Annotated in this window: 14 protein-coding genes; 2 read left to right on the forward strand and 12 right to left on the reverse strand. The window is 63.4% G+C overall.

Annotation, left to right across the window (positions count from 1 at the left end):
• Nucleotides 1-40: 40 nt before the first annotated feature.
• The 6 genes from xdhB to M3A49_RS11035 form a co-directional block, all read right to left on the reverse strand.
• Complete coding sequence (gene xdhB, locus M3A49_RS11010; protein ID WP_266228709.1) at nt 41-2,386, reverse strand: xanthine dehydrogenase molybdopterin binding subunit; 2,346 nt, start codon at nt 2,384-2,386, stop codon at nt 41-43.
• A 23-nt stretch (nt 2,387-2,409) separates the two neighbouring features.
• Entirely contained in the window at nt 2,410-3,939 is a 1,530-nt protein-coding gene (gene xdhA / locus M3A49_RS11015) for a xanthine dehydrogenase small subunit (protein ID WP_266228710.1), read from the reverse strand.
• 86 nt (nt 3,940-4,025) lie between these two features.
• On the reverse strand, nt 4,026-5,483 hold the full coding sequence (locus M3A49_RS11020) for an amidohydrolase family protein (protein WP_266228711.1): 1,458 nt from the start codon (nt 5,481-5,483) through the stop codon (nt 4,026-4,028).
• 45 nt (nt 5,484-5,528) lie between these two features.
• On the reverse strand, nt 5,529-6,320 hold the full coding sequence (locus M3A49_RS11025; RefSeq protein WP_254353394.1) for an ABC transporter permease: 792 nt from the start codon (nt 6,318-6,320) through the stop codon (nt 5,529-5,531).
• A gap of 16 nt (nt 6,321-6,336) precedes the next feature.
• Nucleotides 6,337-7,113 carry an ABC transporter ATP-binding protein gene (locus M3A49_RS11030; RefSeq protein WP_266228879.1) on the reverse strand — a complete coding sequence of 259 codons (777 nt, stop codon included), beginning with the start codon at nt 7,111-7,113 and terminating at the stop codon, nt 6,337-6,339.
• Between the two features lie 143 nt (nt 7,114-7,256).
• Nucleotides 7,257-8,243 (reverse strand): ABC transporter substrate-binding protein, encoded by a 987-nt coding sequence (locus tag M3A49_RS11035; RefSeq protein WP_266228712.1) that lies wholly within the window; start codon nt 8,241-8,243, stop codon nt 7,257-7,259.
• A 640-nt stretch (nt 8,244-8,883) separates the two neighbouring features.
• Here M3A49_RS11035 and M3A49_RS11040 point away from each other — a divergent pair.
• Nucleotides 8,884-9,882, forward strand: coding sequence for an isopenicillin N synthase family dioxygenase (locus M3A49_RS11040; protein WP_254342809.1), 999 nt, complete (start codon nt 8,884-8,886; stop codon nt 9,880-9,882).
• Between the two features lie 12 nt (nt 9,883-9,894).
• Here the strand turns inward: M3A49_RS11040 and M3A49_RS11045 are convergent, their stop codons facing one another.
• Both M3A49_RS11045 and M3A49_RS11050 read right to left on the reverse strand, forming a co-directional pair.
• Complete coding sequence (locus M3A49_RS11045; protein WP_266228713.1) at nt 9,895-10,299, reverse strand: DUF3331 domain-containing protein; 405 nt, start codon at nt 10,297-10,299, stop codon at nt 9,895-9,897.
• 29 nt (nt 10,300-10,328) lie between these two features.
• Nucleotides 10,329-11,621, reverse strand: a complete 1,293-nt coding sequence (locus tag M3A49_RS11050; RefSeq protein ID WP_266228714.1) for an NAD(P)/FAD-dependent oxidoreductase — start codon at nt 11,619-11,621, stop codon at nt 10,329-10,331.
• Nucleotides 11,622-11,759: 138 nt separating this feature from the next.
• On the opposite strand from M3A49_RS11050, the gene M3A49_RS11055 reads away from it, so the two are divergent.
• Nucleotides 11,760-12,431 (forward strand): TetR/AcrR family transcriptional regulator, encoded by a 672-nt coding sequence (locus tag M3A49_RS11055; RefSeq protein ID WP_266228715.1) that lies wholly within the window; start codon nt 11,760-11,762, stop codon nt 12,429-12,431.
• Between the two features lie 243 nt (nt 12,432-12,674).
• On the opposite strand, the gene M3A49_RS11060 is transcribed toward M3A49_RS11055, so the two are convergent.
• The 4 genes from M3A49_RS11060 to M3A49_RS11075 form a co-directional block, all read right to left on the reverse strand.
• Nucleotides 12,675-13,304 (reverse strand): hypothetical protein, encoded by a 630-nt coding sequence (locus tag M3A49_RS11060; RefSeq protein WP_266228716.1) that lies wholly within the window; start codon nt 13,302-13,304, stop codon nt 12,675-12,677.
• 320 nt (nt 13,305-13,624) lie between these two features.
• A complete protein-coding gene (locus tag M3A49_RS11065) occupies nt 13,625-16,372 on the reverse strand; it encodes a UPF0182 family protein (RefSeq protein ID WP_266228717.1) in 2,748 nt (915 codons plus the stop codon).
• 264 nt (nt 16,373-16,636) lie between these two features.
• Complete coding sequence (locus M3A49_RS11070; protein ID WP_266228718.1) at nt 16,637-17,041, reverse strand: response regulator transcription factor; 405 nt, start codon at nt 17,039-17,041, stop codon at nt 16,637-16,639.
• Nucleotides 17,042-17,148: 107 nt separating this feature from the next.
• A complete protein-coding gene (locus tag M3A49_RS11075; RefSeq protein WP_266228719.1) occupies nt 17,149-18,321 on the reverse strand; it encodes a D-alanyl-D-alanine carboxypeptidase family protein in 1,173 nt (390 codons plus the stop codon).
• Between the last annotated feature and the right edge of the window lie 289 nt (nt 18,322-18,610).

An 18,610-nucleotide genomic window follows, 5' to 3' on the forward strand; every position in this document is an offset into this window, starting at 1 on the left:
CAGCGAGCAAAGCGAGCGTGGGGACCGTTTCATGTCAGCCTCACGCAGCGCGTACGGCCTGCACCGCGCGCAGGATCGACTCGCCGGTCGCCGGCGCGTCGAGCGGCGGATTCACGCGATAGTCACCGATCGCTGCGACCGCGTCACGCACCGCGAAGAACACCGAGAACGGCAGCAACAGCGGCGGCTCGCCGACGGCCTTCGAACGGTGGACGCTGTCCTCGACGTTGTGGTTCTGGAACAGCCGCACATTGAACTCGGGCGGCGTGTCGTTGACGGTCGGGATCTTGTAGGTCGACGGCGCGTGCGTCATCAGCTTGCCCTCCGGGTTCCACCACAGCTCCTCGGTCGTGAGCCAGCCCATGCCCTGGATGAACGCGCCTTCGACCTGGCCGACATCGAGCGCCGGGTTCAGCGACGTGCCGACGTCGTGCAGCGCGTCGACGCGCAGCGTGCGCATCTCGCCCGTTAGCGTGTCGATCACGACTTCGGATACGGCCGCGCCGTACGCGTAGTAGAAGAACGGCCGGCCCTGCAGCTTCGCTTGATCCCAGTACAGTTTCGGCGTCGCATAAAAGCCGTCCGACCACAGCTGCACGCGTGCGAGATAAGCTTTCGCGATCACCTCGCCGAACGGCACACCGGTCTCGCCGACCCACACGCGGTCGTTGCCGAAGCGCACGTCCTTCGCATTGTTCGAGCTGCCGCCGTATTGCTTCGCGGCGAACGCCGCGAGCCGTTCGCGCAGTTGGCGCGCCGCGTCCTGCGCGGCCTTGCCGTTCAGGTCCGAGCCCGTCGATGCGGCCGTCGCCGACGTGTTCGCGACCTTGCTCGTGTCGGTCGCCGTCACGCGGATCCGCCCGAAGGGGATCCCAAGCTCGTGCGCGACAACCTGCGCGACCTTCGTGTTGAGTCCCTGCCCCATCTCCGTACCGCCGTGGTTCACGAGCACCGAGCCGTCCGTATAGATATGGACGAGCGCGCCGGCCTGGTTGAAGTGGGTCGCGTTGAATGCAATGCCGAACTTCAGCGGTGTCAGCGCGATGCCCTTCTTCAGGACCGCGTTGCTCGCGTTGAATTCGCGCACCCCGGCGCGGCGCGTGCGGTAGTGGCTGGTCGCCTCGAGCTCGGCGAGCAGCTCGGGCAGGCAGTTGTCCTCGACCGTCTGGCCGTACGGCGTCACGTTGCGCTCGGTCTTGCCGTACAGGTTCGCGTAGCGGACGTCGAGCGGATCGCGGCCGAGCGAGCGGGCGATGTTATCCAGGAGGTACTCGATCGCGAACGCACTCTGCGGGCCGCCGAAACCGCGGAACGCCGTGTTCGACTGTGTGTTGGTCTTCCCGCAGTAGCCAGCGATCGCGACGTCCGGCAGCCAGTACGCGTTGTCGAAATGGCATACCGCGCGCGTCATCACGGGACCCGACAGGTCGGCCGAGAAGCCGCAGCGCGATGTCATGTCGATCGACACGCCGCTGATGCGGCCGTCGTCTTCGTAGCCGACGTCGAAGCGGTAGTAGAAATCGTGCCGCTTGCCGGTGATCATCATGTCGTCGTCGCGGTCCGGACGCAGCTTCACCGGGCACAGCAGCTTCCACGCGGCGAGCGCCGCGCAGCACGCGAACAGGCCCGACTGCGATTCCTTGCCGCCGAACCCGCCGCCCATCCGTCGGCATTCGACCAGCACGTTGTGCGACGCGACGCCGAGCACGTGCGCGACGAGGTGCTGCATCTCGCTCGGGTGCTGCGTCGAACAGTAGACGTGCATCCCTTCGTCGTCCTTCGGCACCGCGTACGCGATCTGCCCTTCGAGATAGAACTGTTCCTGGCCGCCGAGCGTCATCTCGCCAGCCTCGCGGTGCGGCGCGGCCGCGAGCCGCGCGGCCGCATCGCCGCGCGCGAGCTTCAGCGGCGGGATCACGTACGACTCGGCTTTGCGCGCGTCCTGCGCGGTGAAGATCGCGGGCAATTCCTCGTAGTCGACCCTCGCGCGGCGCGCGGCGAGTCGCGCGGTTTCGTGCGACGTCGCGACGACGATGAACATCGGCTGGCCGACGAACTGCACCACGCCGCTCGCGAGCACGGGGTCGTCGTGGATGATCGGGCCGCAGTCGTTGACGCCCGGAATGTCGTCGGCCGTCAACACCGCGACGACGCCGGGCGTCGCGCGCACCGCGTCGAAGTTCATCGACAGGATCTTCGCGTGCGCCTGCGCGGACAACCCGAGCGCCGCGTGCAGCGTGCCCGCGACGAGTGGGATGTCGTCGGTGTAGGTCGCGCGGCCGCTCACGTGCAGGTGCGCTGATTCGTGCGGGCGCGACAAGTGCACCTGGCCCGCGTCGGCCCGCGTATCGAGGGCGTTCAGAAACGGCTCTGCTTGCTGGTTCATGGTGTTCTCCGGAGCTTCAATCGTCACGCGCGCGCCGTCTCGGCGGCCACTTCGCGCACGCTCAGCGCCTGCGGCGGCAGCGGATCGTGCGGACGGGTCTCGAGCCAGAACCGGTACAGCAGGTTCTTCGCGGTGTCGAGCCGGTACACGCTCGTCGCGCGCATGTCGGACAGCGGCTGGTAGTCCCGTTCGAGCGCCTGCATCGCGGCCTGCGCGGTCGCCTCGTGCCACGGCACGCCGTCGAGCACGGCTTCCGTCTGCGCCGCGCGCTTCGGCGTCGCGGCCATCCCGCCGAACGCGATGCGCGGTTCGCGGATCGTGTCGCCGTCCGCGATGAACGCGAACGCCGCGCACACGGCCGAGATGTCCGAATCGAAGCGCTTCGACAGCTTATAGGTGCGGAACTGCAGGTTCGCGCGTGCGCCGCTGCGGGTCGGCACCTTCAGGCCCATGACGAATTCGTGCGGCGCCATGTCCTTCTGCTGGTAGCCCGTGTAGAGCGCCTCGAGCGGCAGCTCGCGCACGACGTCGCCGCCGCGCAGCACGACGCGCGCGCCGAGCGCGATGAGCCCCGGCATCGAGTCGCCGATCGGCGAGCCGTTCACGACGTTGCCGCCGAGCGTGCCCGCGTTGCGGATCGGCAGCGACGCGAAGCGCTTCCACATCTCGGTCAGTTCCGGATAGGTGCCAGCCAGCGCCGCGTACGCGTTCTCGACCGTCACGGCCGCGCCGATCGCGATCCAGTCGTCGCCGTGCTTGATGCGCTTCAGTTCGGCGATCTGGCCGACGTAGATCAGATCGTCGAGCCGGCGCATCTGCTTCGTGACCCACAGGCCGATGTCGGTGCTCCCCGCGAGGATCCGCGCGTCGGGGCGCTCGGCCTTCAGCGCGGCAAGCACGTCGAGCGTGCGCGGCGCCGCGAAGCGCGCGTCGCCGACCGTGTAGTCGAAGGTGTCGTCGCGCTTCAGCGATGCGAGCGTGCGCGCGAGCGCGGCCGTGTCGACGGGTGCCGAAGGCGGCGGCGCATCGAACATCTGCACGGCCGCATCGACGATCGGACGGTAGCCCGTGCAGCGGCACAGGTTGCCCGTCAGCGCGTCGGCGATCTCGGTGCGCGTCGGCGTTTCCTTCGCGGCCGCGCATGCGCTGCCGCGCGCCTCATGGCCGTGCTTCTCGTAGAGCGCCCACATCGACATCACAAAGCCGGGCGTGCAGAAGCCGCACTGCGAGCCGTGGCAATCGACCATCGCCTGCTGCACGGGGTGCAGCGAGCCATCTGGCTGGCGCAGGCCCTCGACGGTCAGCAACGCCTTGCCGTCGAGCGTCGGCAGGAACTGGATGCACGCGTTGACGGCCTTGAACTCAACGGTTCCCGCTTCGGTTAGTTCGCCGACGACGACCGTGCACGCGCCGCAGTCGCCTTCCGCGCAACCTTCCTTGGTGCCCGTGCAATGCGCGTCCTCGCGCAGGTATTGCAGCACGGTGCGGGTGACGTCTGCGCCGTCGACTTCGCGGATTGCCTGACGATGATAGAAGCTGATTGACTGGCTCATATTCAGATATTGTTACTGTCGATCAATGGGGCTAAATCTGGATACAACTGCTCTGCACGCCGTCACCGACGGGCTGAAGACGGGACTCACAACCGATGGCGGCCGTCGCCGATTTCACGGAGCAATCCGGCTACGGCCGCCTGCGCTTGACGGCCGAGTTCGGCCATGTCGACGCCGGCGATCTCGTCGTCCTTGACGATTCGTCGTCCGGCCGAGAAGAGGGCAGCGAGCGACGGGCGTCCTCCCGATGCGACCGGCCCGATAGCGGGGTCGTGCAGCCCGAAATAGCGGGGATCGTCGAGGCGATAGACCGCAATGTCGGCCGAATAGCCCGGCGCAATTTTTCCAACATTCGGCAGGCCGAGGATCCGGGCGCCTCCTGCGGTGCCCCAGTGAATCACGTCCGTCACCGTCGCAGCATGCGCGCCGCCTTCGAAACGGCCGCCCTGGAATTCCGGTTCGGCAGCCATTCCCAGCCTCGCGCGTTGCGCGAGCCACGCCATATGGACTTCCGAAATCATGTCGGCCGCTTCGTTGGATGCGGCGCCGTCGACCCCGATGGAAATCGGCACGCCCGCATCCGCCATTTCGCGCACAGGGCTGATCCCGCTTCCGAGGCGGCCGTTGCTCTGCGGGCAATGCGCCAGTCCAGTGCCGGTCTGGGCTAGCAGGGCGATTTCGGTTGCGTCGACCTTGACGAGATGCGCGAACCACACGTCGGTGCCGAGCCAATCATGCTCACCGCAAAACGCCACCGGCGAACGCTGATGCCACCGATGCGCGTGATCCCGATAGGCGACGGTCTCGGACAGATGCGAATGCATCCGCAGGCCCAGTCGCCGTGTAAATGCGGCGATCTCGCGCATTTGCGCCGGCTCGACCGAGTACAGCACGGTCGTGGGCGCAACGACGACGCGGCGCATGGCGCCCGGCCCGGCGTCGTGATACGACGACGCGAGCCGCTCTACGTCGGCGAAATAGGCGTCGAGCGTTTCGGGGCGCAGCGCCGTCGGCAGCTCGGCTTCGAGCTGGCGCGTCCTGGTTGCGCCTCCGCGCAGCAGCACGAAGCGAAGGCCAAGTTTTTCCGCCTCTTCGAACAGGATCGCCGAACTGTCGAACGGCATCCCCGGGTAATACAGGTAATTGTGGTCGGCGATCGTCGTGCAGCCCGAGCGGATCAGTTCGATCATGCCGATGCGCGCGGCGAGCCGGAAGCGTGCTTCGTCAAACAGCGCGCGAAAGCGGTAGGGCGTCGCCGCGAGCCACGGAGTCAGCGACGCGTCCAACCCCAGCGGATCGCCTTTCAGGATCGACTGAAACAGATGATGATGCGTATTGACCCAGGCGGGGTACACGACGCAGCCGGTCGCGTCGACGATCGTCTCGCCGGGGCGCGGCGTCAGCGCGCCGACTTCCGCGATGACGTCGTCGACGATCCGAATGTCCGGGCCGGCAACGCGCGCCGGGTCGCCGGCGTCGTTGTCGCCGCCGGTCATGATAGCCACCGCGGCGCGGATCAGGGTCGAGTGTGCTGGATCGGTCATGGTCGAGTGTGCTGTATCAGACATGGTCGAGGAGGCAACGGGGAGTCAGAGTTCACTTTCGTGCCAGCTTCCGAGGCACAACCGCGACAACCAGGTCGTGAGGCCGAACAGCGCCACGCCCGTTACGGTAATCAGCGCGAGCGCGGCGAACAGCCTGGGAATATTGAGCGCGAAGCCCGCCTGCAGGATCTGGTACGCGAGGCCTGCGCCGGTGCCGCCCGTGCCGGCCACGAACTCCGCCACCACCGCGCCGATCAGCGCGAGGCCGCACGAAATGCGCAGGCCACCGAAGAAATACGGCAGCGCGCTCGGGATGCGCAGCCGCACCAACGTATCCCAGCGGCTTGCACGATTGATCCGGAACAGGTTGATCAGCCCGGGGTTGACGCTGCGCAGCCCGAGCACGGTGTTCGAGATGATCGGGAACACAGCTACGAGCGTCGCGCAGATGACGAGCGCAAGCGTCGGTTCCTTGACCCAGATGATGATCAGCGGGGCAATGGCCACCACAGGCGTCACCTGCAGCAGGATCGCGTAGGGAAAGAGGCTGGCTTCGATCACGCGGCTCTGGACGAACAGGAAAGCCGCCGCCGTGCCGCACACCACGGCCAGTGCAAACGCCAGCAGCGTGATGCGCAGCGTCACCCACAGCGAGCCGGACAGCAGCGGCCAGTCTTCAACGAGCGTCTTGCCGATCGCAATCGGTGAGGGTACGAGGTACGGCGGCACGGCGAGCGCCATGCAGACGCTCTGCCACACGAACAGCAGCACGATGCCTACGGCCATGGGCGCGGCTACGCGCTGAACGGCCGGCCGCGCAAATAGCGGGGGATGCATATGAATTCTCCGACAATCAATCGACAACGGGAGCGCCGGTATTGGCCTGCGTCAGCAGGGCCGACAGTTGTGCGCAGTACTGCATGAACTCGGGCGACACGCGGAACGCCTCGTCGCGGACCGCGGGACCTTCGATCTGCACATCGGCGATGACGCGGCCCGGGCGGGCCGCCATCACGATCACGCGGCTCGACAGGTAGACCGCCTCGTAGATGCTGTGCGTCACGAACACCACCGTCAGCCCCCGTTCGGCCCACAGCGCACGCAGATCTGCGTCGAGCTTGTTGCGCGTGAACTCGTCGAGCGCGCCGAACGGCTCATCCATCAGCAGCAGGTCGGGATGCGTGGCGAGCGCGCGCGCGATTGACACGCGCATCTGCATGCCGCCGGACAGTTCGCGCGGATACACCTGCCCGAACTGTCCCAGCCCGACGAGTGCCAGCGCGCGATGCACGCGCTCGTCTGCTTCCGCGCGCGACATGCGGGCGAGGTCGAGCGGCAGGCGGACGTTGGCGGCCACCTTCGCCCATGGCATCAGCGTCGCCTCCTGGAACACCATCGCCAACGTGCGGCCTGGGGTGCCGACGCCGGCAGCGAGCGTGGGCTCGCCCCACCAGCGCAGGTGCCCGGCGGACGGCAGCTCGATCCCCGCAAACAACTTGAGCAGCGTGCTCTTGCCGCAACCGGACGGACCCAGCAGCGAGACGAATTCGCCCGGCTGGATGGCGAGCTTCACCCGTTCCAGCGCGACGGTGCCGTTGGGATAGGTTTTCTCGACCTGGTTCGCGAACAGCGCGGGCGCGTCGGTGGGGCGCTGGCCGCCGCGTGAAGGCGGGCCGCCGGCCGACGGCCTGGCTGTGTCGATATCGTTGCCACCAAAGACGAGCGACACGGCGGTTTCCCCGAAATTTGCCGATTCAGTTCCGGCTGCGGTACTCACGGCATCACCTTCAAGTCCTTGGTGAACTGCGTGGTGTATGCGCGCTTCCAGTCCACACCGGCTCCCAGCATGCCGGCGCTGACCATGAAGTCGCGCGTCTTCTTCCAGCGCGTATCCGTCATCACGCCGATGCCCATCGTGGCGGCGTCGCCCCCGGTGATCATGCGGAACTGCTTGAGTTTCTGCACGGCGTAGGCGAGCTGGTCGTCCTTCATCGCCGGGTTGTCACGCTTGATGAGCGCGTTAGCGGGCGCCGGGTCGGCGAGGTAGCTCTTCCACCCTTCCATCGACGCGCGAACGAAACGCGCTACCAGGTCGGGCTTGTCCTTGACGGTGTTGCTCATCGTGACAATGGTGGTGCCGTACGGCGGATAGCCGTCGTCGGCAAACAGGAAGAAGCGCGTCTTCACGCCGGCCTTGTCGGCGCTGAACTGCTCGGAGGAGGCATAGGCCTGCTGCGCCGCATTGGGATCGGCAAAGAACGGCTGCAGGTTGAACGTGTACACGCGCGATTGCGAATCGTCGAGCTTGTACTTGCCCCTGAGCCACGGCCACCACGTGGTGCGGCCGGACGTCGAGACCAGGATGACGTGCGTTTTCAGATCCGCCAGACTCTTCACGTCGTCGTGCGTCATCATGCCCTGGGGATCGGTCTGCATCGCGGCGCCGACGGTGGTGACGGGCACGCCCTGCTCGATGCTCTTGAGCACCTGGAAGTCGTAACCCATCAGGAAATCGGCCTGTCCGCTGGTCAGGATCTGCATGCCGTTGACCTGCGGACCGCCCATGCGGATCTGCACGTCGAGCCCGTATTTCTGGTAGATGCCGGTGGCGACGGCCTGATAGAAGCCGCCGTGTTCGGCCTGGGCATACCACGAAGTGAGGAAGACGACTTTGTCGAGCGCGAAGGCGCTGGCGGACCAGCAAGCGGCGGCGACAGCGGCCAGTCCGAGGAGACGGCGGAGAACGGTACGAGGATTCATGGCTGGACACGGGTTGATCGTGATTCAACACGCCTGTGACCACGCCATCATGAGAGTCTGAGCGGTACCAATGTAGCCGGACGTGACGCGTCATGAAGGCTCGGCCATGCATCCGGATACCGGACGCCCAGGCGCGGCTTTCAAGAGCAATTTCCGGCTGCTGCGCGAATCGGCCGAAGGCTCGATGCCACCTCGTGCAGTAGTGAACGCTTCTACTCTGCCCGCAATAATGCAACTACCGTACCAGGGGGTGGCGTGCAACGCGCCGGCGGGGCGCGAGCGGTCATTCCGAGCAAGATGGTCTCGTCCGGAAGCCGCCGTAGTGCGTGCGATGTGGGCCCATGGTGCGTCGCGCCCGCGTGTGGTGCATCGTTGCGCGGAGACCCGCGCCGCATCGACGTTCACAGTTGGCGTGGATATTGCTCCCAAGCCGGCAAGAGTAGAAGCGTTCACCAGTCGCGCAGAGAATGTCGACTGGCCGGGAATTGCTCTTGAAGTCGGACCGGGCCAAGCCTCAACGGGCGGCCTGGATGCCATTGGAGCTTCAAGACCGCGATGCCTGGATCCGTTTCGATCGCCCCGCGTTGTTGCGTTGCTCCCGGTCCGACGTCCATCGACCTTTTTTGCACGGAGCACATGCATGACCACGCCGAACGACCGCCGTTACACGTTGACCGAACTCGACAAGGAAGCCCGCATGGGTGGCCTGGGTTCGGAAACGCATGCTCGCGAGGTTCGCATCATCGATCTCGCCGACTTCGAGGAACGTCGTGCGCCGATTGCCGACGAACTGTGGGCCGCCGCGACCGACGTCGGCTTCTTCCAGCTGGTCAACCACGGCATCGACCTCGAGCAGGTGCGGGGCGCTTTCGAGATGGCGCAGCGCTTTTTTGCGCTTCCGGAACGCGTCAAGGCCCAGTATCCGTTGCAAAAGGCGCAGAACAGCGGCTGGGAGAGCAAGGCCCAGGTGCGCCCCTCTACGGGCACGCAGGACCAGAAAGAGTCTTACCAGATCACATTGCCGCACATGTGCGGGCTGTGGCCAACCGAGGAGCAGCTGCCCGGCTTTCGGGCTGCGATGCTGGCGTTCGAGACGCAGTGCTGGCGCCTCAGCGTGCGCGTGCTGTCGTGCTTCGCCGACAAGCTCGGTTTTGCGCGCGACTTCTTCGAGCACGCCCACGATCCGTCCCTGCCGACGTACCAAAGCACGCTGCGCCTGCTGCATTACTATCCGAACGATCCGTCTTTGCCGAGCGGCCTGTGGCGCGCAGGGGCGCATACGGATTTCGACTGCCTGACGCTGCTGTTCCAGCGCGCCGAGCAAGGCGGCCTGCAACTGTGCCCCGGGAAGGAAATGGACGGGCAGGAATGGACCAGCGTCGAACCAGCCGACGAGGTGATCACTTGCAACATCGGCGACATGCTCATGCGATGGAGTGACGACCAGTTGCCGTCCAACTTCCACCGCGTGCGCAATCCACTACCGCATGAATATCAGGGGTCGCGCTACAGTCTGGCTTTCTTTTGCCAGGCGAACCGCAACGTGATGATCGAGGGTCCCAGCCGCAAGTACGATCCGATCAGTGCAGAGGACTATCTGCGTCAGCGCGTTGCGGCCAATTTCCATGCGATGAAGTAAGGCCTGCCAAAACTAACGACATGGATCGGCAAAGGCGAGCTCGACTAATGTTGCAAGCATCATGACAGCCGCGTTGGCGGGAGGCGGCTCGACCTTTGAGGGGCGGTAGATCGCATCGCCCGCGGCGATGCCCTGTCCGCTCAAGGCGCATATACCCGATCGTTTGGCTGCAGCAAGGCGCCAGACCTGTTCGCCGTACTTGCAACCTCGGGGGTCGCTCCACGATACGGTGGCCGTTCGTGGGCTGGGTCGATCGAGCAGCGCGATCGTAACGTCGCCATTCTTGACCGGCAGACTGCTCGATCCGTGCGAATCGACTATATGCCTGACTCGAGCCGTCAATTGATGCGCGCATCCCGCATCGAGTTGGCCGACAGTGCGCTGCCATGCAATGTCGGCCGTCACGTATTGATCCATGGGTACTCCCGTCGAAAGTGAGGTGGCGTTCAGCTCAGCCGTATCTTCGGCTGCACGAGGCCATTGATCTGCTCGGCGGTCCACAGCATCATGGCCTTGCCAAAACCGTGCAAAGCCTGCTGATGTTGCCGGTAGAGCATGGCGTGACTGAGCTGCGCGAATCGGCCCTTGATGAACCCGCCACGGAAGAACCCGAACTGCCCGAGCGTCCCAAAGGCGTTGTAGTCGCTCAGCGATACCAGCGCGCCGAAGTCGTGAAATGCAAAGTCGGGCAATGAGCCGCCGCCGAGCCAGCCCGGCAAGTGCTTGGCGAGATGTTGTGCCTGCTGCGTGGCGACTTGCGCCGTGGGTGCGAGAGGACGTTCATTGCCGGCGAGCGTCAACGTCGAGCAATCGCCGAGCGCGAATAGTGTGTCGTCGTCCTGCGCCTGCAGGGTAGGCCTGACGGCGATCTGATTGGAACGATTGATCTCGATCCCATCCAGTTTGCTTAGAAAATCAGGGGCCTTGACGCCCGCCGCCCACACCATCAAATCCGCCGGTTGGTGGCTGCCATCGCCCAACCGGAGTCCGTCGGGTTCGGCGGCGGTCACTCGCGTGCCCGTTCGCACCGTGAAACCAATATGCCGTAACTGTGCCTCACTGGACTCCGACACCGCCGGCGGAAACGCCGCCAGTACGCGAGGTGCGCTTTCATAAAGGGTGAGGTTCAGACGTGAGCGGATGCCGGGGTCGCCGTAACTCGACGCCACTTCGAGCAAGCGGCTCAATTCCGCTGCCAGTTCGACGCCAGTCGCTCCGGCGCCGACGATAGACACGCGCAACGCGCTATTCGTCACAACACTCTGGAATATGCGGATTCGCAATGCTTCGTTGAAGACTTCAGCCTGTGCCTGGCTGTCAATGAAATGGCAATGATCGAGGATGCCTGGGGTGCCGAAGTCGTTGGCGCGACTGCCTAACGCAAGAATCAGTACATCGTATTCGACGGTGCGCGGGCCGATCACAATTTCACCCGACTTCGAACGCAGCGCAGCCAGCTTTACGATGCGCGCATTGCGGTCCAGGCCTTCCATCTCGCCTGGCTGATAGTTGAAGCCGTGGTCGCGAGCGTGGGCGAGATAGATGACCTGCTGTTGCTGGACATCGCGCGTGCCCGCCGCGATCGTGTGCAGCATGGGCTTCCAGATGTGGGTTGCGCTTTTGTCGATCAACGTGACCTGAGCGCGGCCGCTGCGGCCAAGCGTGTTGCCCAGCCTGGTCGCAAGCAAAAGTCCAGCGATACCGCCGCCGACGATGACGATCCGGGTGGTCTGGCGCATGGTTGAATATTCTACGAGTGATGAATTAATGCGATACTAAGGTTTCGAAGGGTTCATGTCAAACCGGTGCCGCTGCTATTCGCGGTGCGGCACCCGTTAAAATTCTGAGCTTTCCTTGAACACGATCTACCGTCGCCGATGAAACACCCTCACGATCAAACCCAGTGCGCCACGACGACACCCACGCCCCGTCGGTCGCGCGGCCGTCCAGCGTGCAGCGACGCGGGTGGCGCCGACGCATTGCTTCGCAGCGCCCGAGGGGCGTTCGCGAGGAGCGGCTATGAGGCGACGAGCGTGCGCGAAATCGCCAGGGCGTCGGGCGTCGACCCCGCGCTGGTCGCGCATCACTACGGCTCGAAGGAAGCGCTGTGGGTTGCCGTGGTGGACCAGATTGCCGACGATGTGGCTCCCATGGTCGCGAAGACCGCCGCGTTGCGGGAGATTTCAGGTCCAGGACCGCGAGCGCGCGTCGAGGGCGCCGTGTCGATCCTGATCGACCAGGTGTTTCTGACGCCAGACGTTGGCATGTTTTTTTCGACTGCCGCAACCGAAACTGGAGAGCGCCTTAACTTGCTGATCGAACGGGTGGTGCGGCCGTTTCATGACGTGTTCGTGCCGTTGCTCATCGATGCGATCGACGCAGGTGAGATTTCGCGGCAAGATCCCGACATCGTGTTCACGATGCTCGCCAATGGCATCAGCAAAACTGTCGCCTATAGCCATGTACTGAGTCCGTTCTCTTCCTTACCGCGGCGTCCCAAGGCATTCAAACGCGCCGTTCTGACGACGGCTTTAGCCATGCTCGGCTGAACCGCTGCGACTGGAACACCCCTCTCGCAAATCTGCCGCAAAGCGGTCCTTCAGATATTGTCGGTGAGCGACCGAGTTGGGTCGACTTCGGAATTTGGGCCGGCTCGGCGACGCGCAATCGTCGACTAGCCTCGAACTTCCAGGACCAGCCACGAGTGACCGTCCTAGTTCGACCATTTTCAACAACACTGCGGATATAGGGCCAGCGACGGCCAGTTCGTCTTCAGAATGGTCTGATGCTGATCAATCGTCCTCGGGGTAATGCAGCGCGTTTCGCAAAGGGCGAACCAAGTCTTTGATGCAATCACCCGATAACTTAGCCTTTCGTAACAGGGCTCCGTTGTCGGTAGGCATCTCCGGAACCAATCGGCCGTGCTTCTGATACGTCTGTTGCTCGATAAGCTTAAGGCGGCTTTGCGCCGTTGCCTGAAATAACGCCTGCTGCCATAGAAGCTTGCCATCGTCGTTCATCTCGGGGAAGAACAAGGAGACGCGATTAGACTGGTCGTGCCACGATTCGATTGCTCCTACGGTCGTCAACGCGACTACGATACGGCTGAAATTGGCTGACTGCTGCCACAAGGAAGAGCTGCCATGGGCGAACAAGTGCCGGTTCAACCAGGTCGCACCGTCATACTCTCCAGTGTTACAAAAAAAGGATCTCTGCAGCCAGCGCCGAAAAGCTTCGCGAGCAAGGGGAGCAAACTCCTGCAAGCTACGCGCTTGCGGCATTATCTGTGCAACGCATAACGCTTGAAACGGAATGTTGTAGACGGTCGAGGTATGGTAGTCGAGATAACGACAATTCACGCCAGATGCGGGAGAGTGCTTCCTGGGAATTTGTACAGCCACACAGGTGGGGTTCAGCGTCACCCCGAGCCCTCACTCCATCCGTGTAACGAGTCCGGACCAACTGGGCATCATCACGCAATTGACCCAGATATTGGCGCGGCGAGTATCAACCTCCGCGGCGTCTCGGCCGCTGTACTGGGCACGCAGTTCATTGCTTATCTCGAGGTCGACTCGTTGGACGATGCCGAAAAGGCGATTGCCATCCTGCAAAAGGCCTGAAGCGTCTGTACCGGACGACAAGGCTGCGCGGCCATTTGAATGGCAAACAACGGGCCGGGCATGGCGGCGAATCCCGCTACCGGCACGAAGCGGTTTATACGCCCCTTAAAATCTCCCCCTCTTCATTTCTGATCATCGGAATGGCCGGCACCGAGTGCCTCGAGCAACGGCCGAAGGGCATCCAGTTCCGCGCCGAAGCCGCTCCAGTCTCCCGCCTTCAGGCGCTCGAGGGCGCGGTCATAGTGGGCAAGTGCCTCGCGCGCACGCGCGTCCCCTGTGCCTCGCGGGGCCGCCGCCGCTTGCGCGGTCTCCTTGAAAAGCGCCGCCAGGGCTTCACCCAGGCTGTCCTCCATCACCACACGGTCACCATAAGTGGCAATCACCCGCTTCAACTCCGGCAACTGACCGGACTCCGCGCGTAAATAGAGCGGGGAAACGTAGAGGATCGAGTTCTCGATCGGCACGACCACAAGATGACCGCGGATGACGCGTGAGCCCATCTGGTTCCACAGCGAGATCTGCTGCGAGATCTCCGTATTCTGCTGAATACGCGCTTCGATCTGAAACGGCCCAAAGACCAGCCTGTCCTTGGGGAATGTATAGACGCTGAGCTTGCCATACACGGACGGATCGCAACGCGCCACCAGCCAGGCAATCATGTTCTCCCGCTGGCTCGGCACCATCGGCAGCATGAGGATGAACTCGGCGCGTGCTTCGCCGGGAAGTCGCATGATCGTGTAGTACGGCGGCATCGTGCTGGCGGCGCTCACGCCATCCATTCCGGACAACTCCCGGGGAAACTGCCACAGATCCTCGCGGTTGTAGAAGACCTCCGGCGCATCCATGTGATAGGCGCGGTAAAGCAGCGCCTGGATCAGGAACAGATCTTCGGGGTAGCGGATATGACGCCGGAGCTCCGGTGGCATCATGTCCAAAGGCTTGAACAAACCCGGGAAGGTGCGCTCGTATGTGCGCAGCAGCGGATCGGCGGGATCGCTGACGTAGAAGTCGACCGTGCCGTTGTACGCGTCGACCACGACCTTGACCGCGTTTCGGATGTAATTGGCGCCTTGGTCGAAACCCGGCCGGGAATAAGGAAACCACTGGCTGACCGTGTAGGCGTCCTGTACCCAGAACAGGCGCCCATTGCTCGCCACGACATAGGGGTCATGGTCCAGACTCAGGAACGGCGCGATCGTCCGCACGCGGTCCTGAACGTTGCGGTGAAGCAGGATCCGGCTCTGGTCCGTGATATAGCCGCTCAGCAGGATGTTGGGATCGTCAAACTGCCAGGCGAAGAGACTGCGTTGCGCCACGCTGCCGACAGGGACGCCGTCGCGCCCGCTATACGTCGTGTACGCATTGTCCGCCCCTTTCGGGTAATCGAATTCAGCCACATTGCCGTTCACGATGACATAGTCCTGCCGGCCTTCACTGAAATAGAGACGTGGTTCGCGAATGGTCGGGCCGCCGTTGGAGACGGGTGGAATATCCCGCAGATAGAAAAGGGGTAAGCCTTCGGTGGACTTCTCGGTGACTGGCGACATCACGACACCGATGCCGTGAGTAAAGATAAGGTGCAGGTTCACCCAGGTTTGGGCGTTGGGCGCAAGCATCGCCGGTTCCAGTTCACGCGCCGACAGCATCACCTGCCTGTATCCGGTGTCAAGCTGATAGCGGTCGATGTCCACCGAGAGAAATTTGTAGTAGGTCCTGATCTCCTGCAACTGTGCGTAGGTATCCATCAGCGGTTGCACGTCCCATAGCCGGATGTTGTCGATGGTCGGTCGATTGGCCTGCAGCGAGTCGAGAGTCAGTCCCTGGCCGACCTCAAACGGCTTAACCTCAATCTTTGCGAGACCGTAAGCCTGTCGCGTTAGCGCGATAGTGTGCTCGATATAGGGTGTTTCCAGTCTCAGCTCGCTCGGTCTGACATAGAAGCGCTGAAACAGCAACGGATAGATCACAGCGAACACAAACGAACTGCCGAATACGAGCAGCGCGAGAACGGCAGGCAGCAGATAGCTACGCTGGCGCATGTTGATCCAAAGAGCCACGGATGAGGCCGCCGAAAGGCCGACAAGCATCCACAGGACCGGTAACTCGACGTGGACATCGGTATAGCTGGCGCCGACCACGACGCCGTTGTCACCGTAGAGCAGCAGAAAGCGGTCGAGCCACCACGACCAGGCCTTCACCGCGAAGAACAAACCGAGCAGTGCCGAACCATGAGTGATGGCGGCGCGCGAGAGCGTCCGTGGTGGCCGCTCCGGCACGATGTCACCGCTCAACCCGTAGACGGCACCTGCCACGATCGCGCTGCAGAAGACCAGCCACAGCAACCAGTTCTTGAGCGCGACATACGCGGGGAGCGAGAAGAGATAAAAGCCGATGTCCCTCTCGAAGATCGGATCGCGCTCGCCTACAGTCACCTGATTAATGAAGCGAAGGGCGACGTCCCAGTTCGAGATTTCGCTGGCAGCGATAAGCAGCCCCAGTACGACCGCTGCGCAGGCAATACTGAAACGCCAGGGAACGTACGGCGCGACCAGTTCGGCCAGATCGCCGGTGACCACCGTCGCGCCCGAGGGACCGGCTGTTTCCGCTCGCAGGCTCTCCCTCGCGTAACGATGCGCCAAAATTCCCGACAGCCAGATCGCGCACGCCGAGACCGCGAACACCGCGGCAAACAGCAACGCTCTCGCGCAAAGCATGGTCCAGAAAACGCCACCGTAGCCGATGGAGGAGAACCACAGCCAGTCGACCAGGATGCCGGTGATGCGTCCGACGACAATCAAGCCTGCGATGACGGAAATCGCCGTGATTGCATAACGTCTCAGGCGCACGCCGGACTTCACTCCCGACCGCATAGTCCCTCCTGTGCTGGCCGTCGCGCATACTCTGATGCGATCGGATCAATCACGCACTGCCGAACTGCCGGGGAGCATGGTTGAACGGCCTGTCAACGCACCCGGACAGTCCTCGCGTAGCCGCCCCATGACCTGTGCGACCCGAATTCGGGTGGAGCGGGTTCAGGCCCGTTGAATGATTGTAGTTCGGTGTGGCCATTGACATCGGCCCCGCGCATAAGCGAGCGTAGCTGCCATTGATTTCATGCACGCTTGAAGGGTGGCTCAGGGTCGAGGTCGCGATAGCAGTGGACAATGCCGATGCGGCTGGCGGGCGCGTCGTGTCTGCCTACACCATGACGAATCCATGACGAATCCGTGCCGCATGCCGAGCATCACCGCTTCGGTGCGATGGGTCGTGCCGAGTTTGTCGAAGATGGAGGAGCGGTGAGATTTCACCGTGTTGTCCGGGATGTCGAGTTGCCGGGCGATCTCCTTGTTGCCGAGTCCGCCGGCGAGCGTCGCCAGCACTTCGGTCTCCCGTAACGTCAAGGCTTCGAATGGTCCGCCAGAGGCCGTCTGACGCAACGGCTTTCGTCCGGCCAGCAGCCTTGCGAGGATGTCGGGCGACAGCACGAACAGGCTCGCGGCGACGGTTTCGATGGACGCGACGCTGCAACCGCGCTCCACTCTCGCATCGCGGGCTCGAGCCCTGCAACACGATGTCAGGCATTGGCGCGTCGCCGCAAGTCTCGGTTTAACGGCTTACGTGACTGGTCGCGCGGACGTCATTTGGCTCAGGCGGCAACAGGCGCTTGGTGTTGCCGCTTACCGGCATGGTGCACGGCGGTCTGCCGGTGCGCACCGGACGCCGAACCTGTGCGGTACGAGACGAATCGCACCTTGACGCGGTGCGAATGCGCGAGCATCGAATGGCGATGATGCAGCCGCGCACTTGCGTAATAGCGCGGCTCGACGACCGGCGTTTCGTCGCCGTTCAGCCACCGACGTATCGTGACGAGATCGGCAGAGCGCCCCCACGATGTTTGCGAGCCGAGCAGCGCAATCATCACCTGGCCATTGGGCATGTTGGCATCGACCACGATGCAGCGTCCCGCCTCGCGAATATAGCCGGTCTTCGCGACCACAACGTCCCAATCGGCTGAGCGGACTATCGGGTCGGTGTTGTGATAGAACCTCGTCCTCGTACCGATTTCCTCTTCGTAACGGGGAAGCGTCGTGTATTCGATGATCAATGGATAGTGCGCCGCGGCGGCCGCCATCTTCACGACGTCGCGTGCGGTAGAGAGATTGTCGGGCGAGAGCCCGGTCGGGTCGTCGAAGTGCGTATTGGACATGTGCAGCGCGCGCGCCTTTTCGTTCATCTTCCGGATGAACGCCGGCTGGCCGCCCGGGTACGCACGCGATAGCGCAGACGCCGCGCGGTTCTCCGACGACATGAGCGCAAGGCGCAGCATCTCTCCCCGTTCGAGCGACGCACCGATCGGGATACGGGACCCCGAGTGCTTGCGCCGATCAATGTCGTCATTGTCGACACTCACCATGGCGCCCAGCGACTGGGCGCTGTCCAGCACGACCATCGCTGTCATCAGCTTGGTGATCGACGCGACCGGCTGGACGTCATCGGCGTTCTTTTCCAGCAGAACTTCGCCGCGCCCGACGTCGTACACGATTGCGCTACGTGAATGGAGGAATGGCGTTTCGGCCCACGCCACGAACGGCGCAGAAGCGAGCAGTAGCGCGCTCAGGAAATGCTTCATGGCGTTCACACCTTGAGACAGCAACAGGCGATGGGGGGCCAACGTGCAGGATGATCCCCAACAACTAAACTGTAGTTGCTCATCGCTGGAATGAGTGTGTGAAAGAGAACAGAATTTTGTCCCCGGAGGTAAGCCCTCTTGAACGCAGGCCTCCAGGCGACGCTTACGGCTCGCGGATTCTTCAAACAAACTGCCTATCCAACGGCACAACCGGCTAGCCAGCTCCTTACGAAAATTCCGCCAGCGCGTCACACTAATTCGAGCGACTCGAACGAGGTGTTCCGCTTTTCTTTGTGCGCCTCCCCCGCCCGTTAGTCTTCCAGCACATGAAGTTGGCCACTGCCGCCGCAATGAACGTGACGACAGTGGAGGCCGACGACGCGAGGAGTGTCTTTTCCCCTGCATCTGGCGAGGGCGTTGCGGGTTGCGATTGGGAGGCGGATGAGAATGGGGCCGCCGGGGCACTTCCCGGCAAGCT

Source organism: Paraburkholderia sp. CNPSo 3076, from assembly GCF_026343935.1.
Classification (GTDB): Bacteria; Pseudomonadota; Gammaproteobacteria; order Burkholderiales; family Burkholderiaceae; genus Paraburkholderia; species Paraburkholderia nodosa.

Excerpts from the sequence above, each read along its gene's own strand:
- xdhB (WP_266228709.1), bottom strand. The coding sequence starts at position 2,386 with ATGAACCAGCAAGCAGAGCCGTTTCTGAACGCCCTCGATACGCGGGCC.
- xdhA (WP_266228710.1), bottom strand. The coding sequence starts at position 3,939 with ATGAGCCAGTCAATCAGCTTCTATCATCGTCAGGCAATCCGCGAAGTC.
- M3A49_RS11020 (WP_266228711.1), bottom strand. The coding sequence starts at position 5,483 with ATGACCGATCCAGCACACTCGACCCTGATCCGCGCCGCGGTGGCTATC.
- M3A49_RS11025 (WP_254353394.1), bottom strand. The coding sequence starts at position 6,320 with ATGCATCCCCCGCTATTTGCGCGGCCGGCCGTTCAGCGCGTAGCCGCG.
- M3A49_RS11035 (WP_266228712.1), bottom strand. The coding sequence starts at position 8,243 with ATGAATCCTCGTACCGTTCTCCGCCGTCTCCTCGGACTGGCCGCTGTC.
- M3A49_RS11040 (WP_254342809.1), top strand. The coding sequence starts at position 8,884 with ATGACCACGCCGAACGACCGCCGTTACACGTTGACCGAACTCGACAAG.
- M3A49_RS11045 (WP_266228713.1), bottom strand. The coding sequence starts at position 10,299 with ATGGATCAATACGTGACGGCCGACATTGCATGGCAGCGCACTGTCGGC.
- M3A49_RS11050 (WP_266228714.1), bottom strand. The coding sequence starts at position 11,621 with ATGCGCCAGACCACCCGGATCGTCATCGTCGGCGGCGGTATCGCTGGA.
- M3A49_RS11055 (WP_266228715.1), top strand. The coding sequence starts at position 11,760 with ATGAAACACCCTCACGATCAAACCCAGTGCGCCACGACGACACCCACG.
- M3A49_RS11065 (WP_266228717.1), bottom strand. The coding sequence starts at position 16,372 with ATGCGGTCGGGAGTGAAGTCCGGCGTGCGCCTGAGACGTTATGCAATC.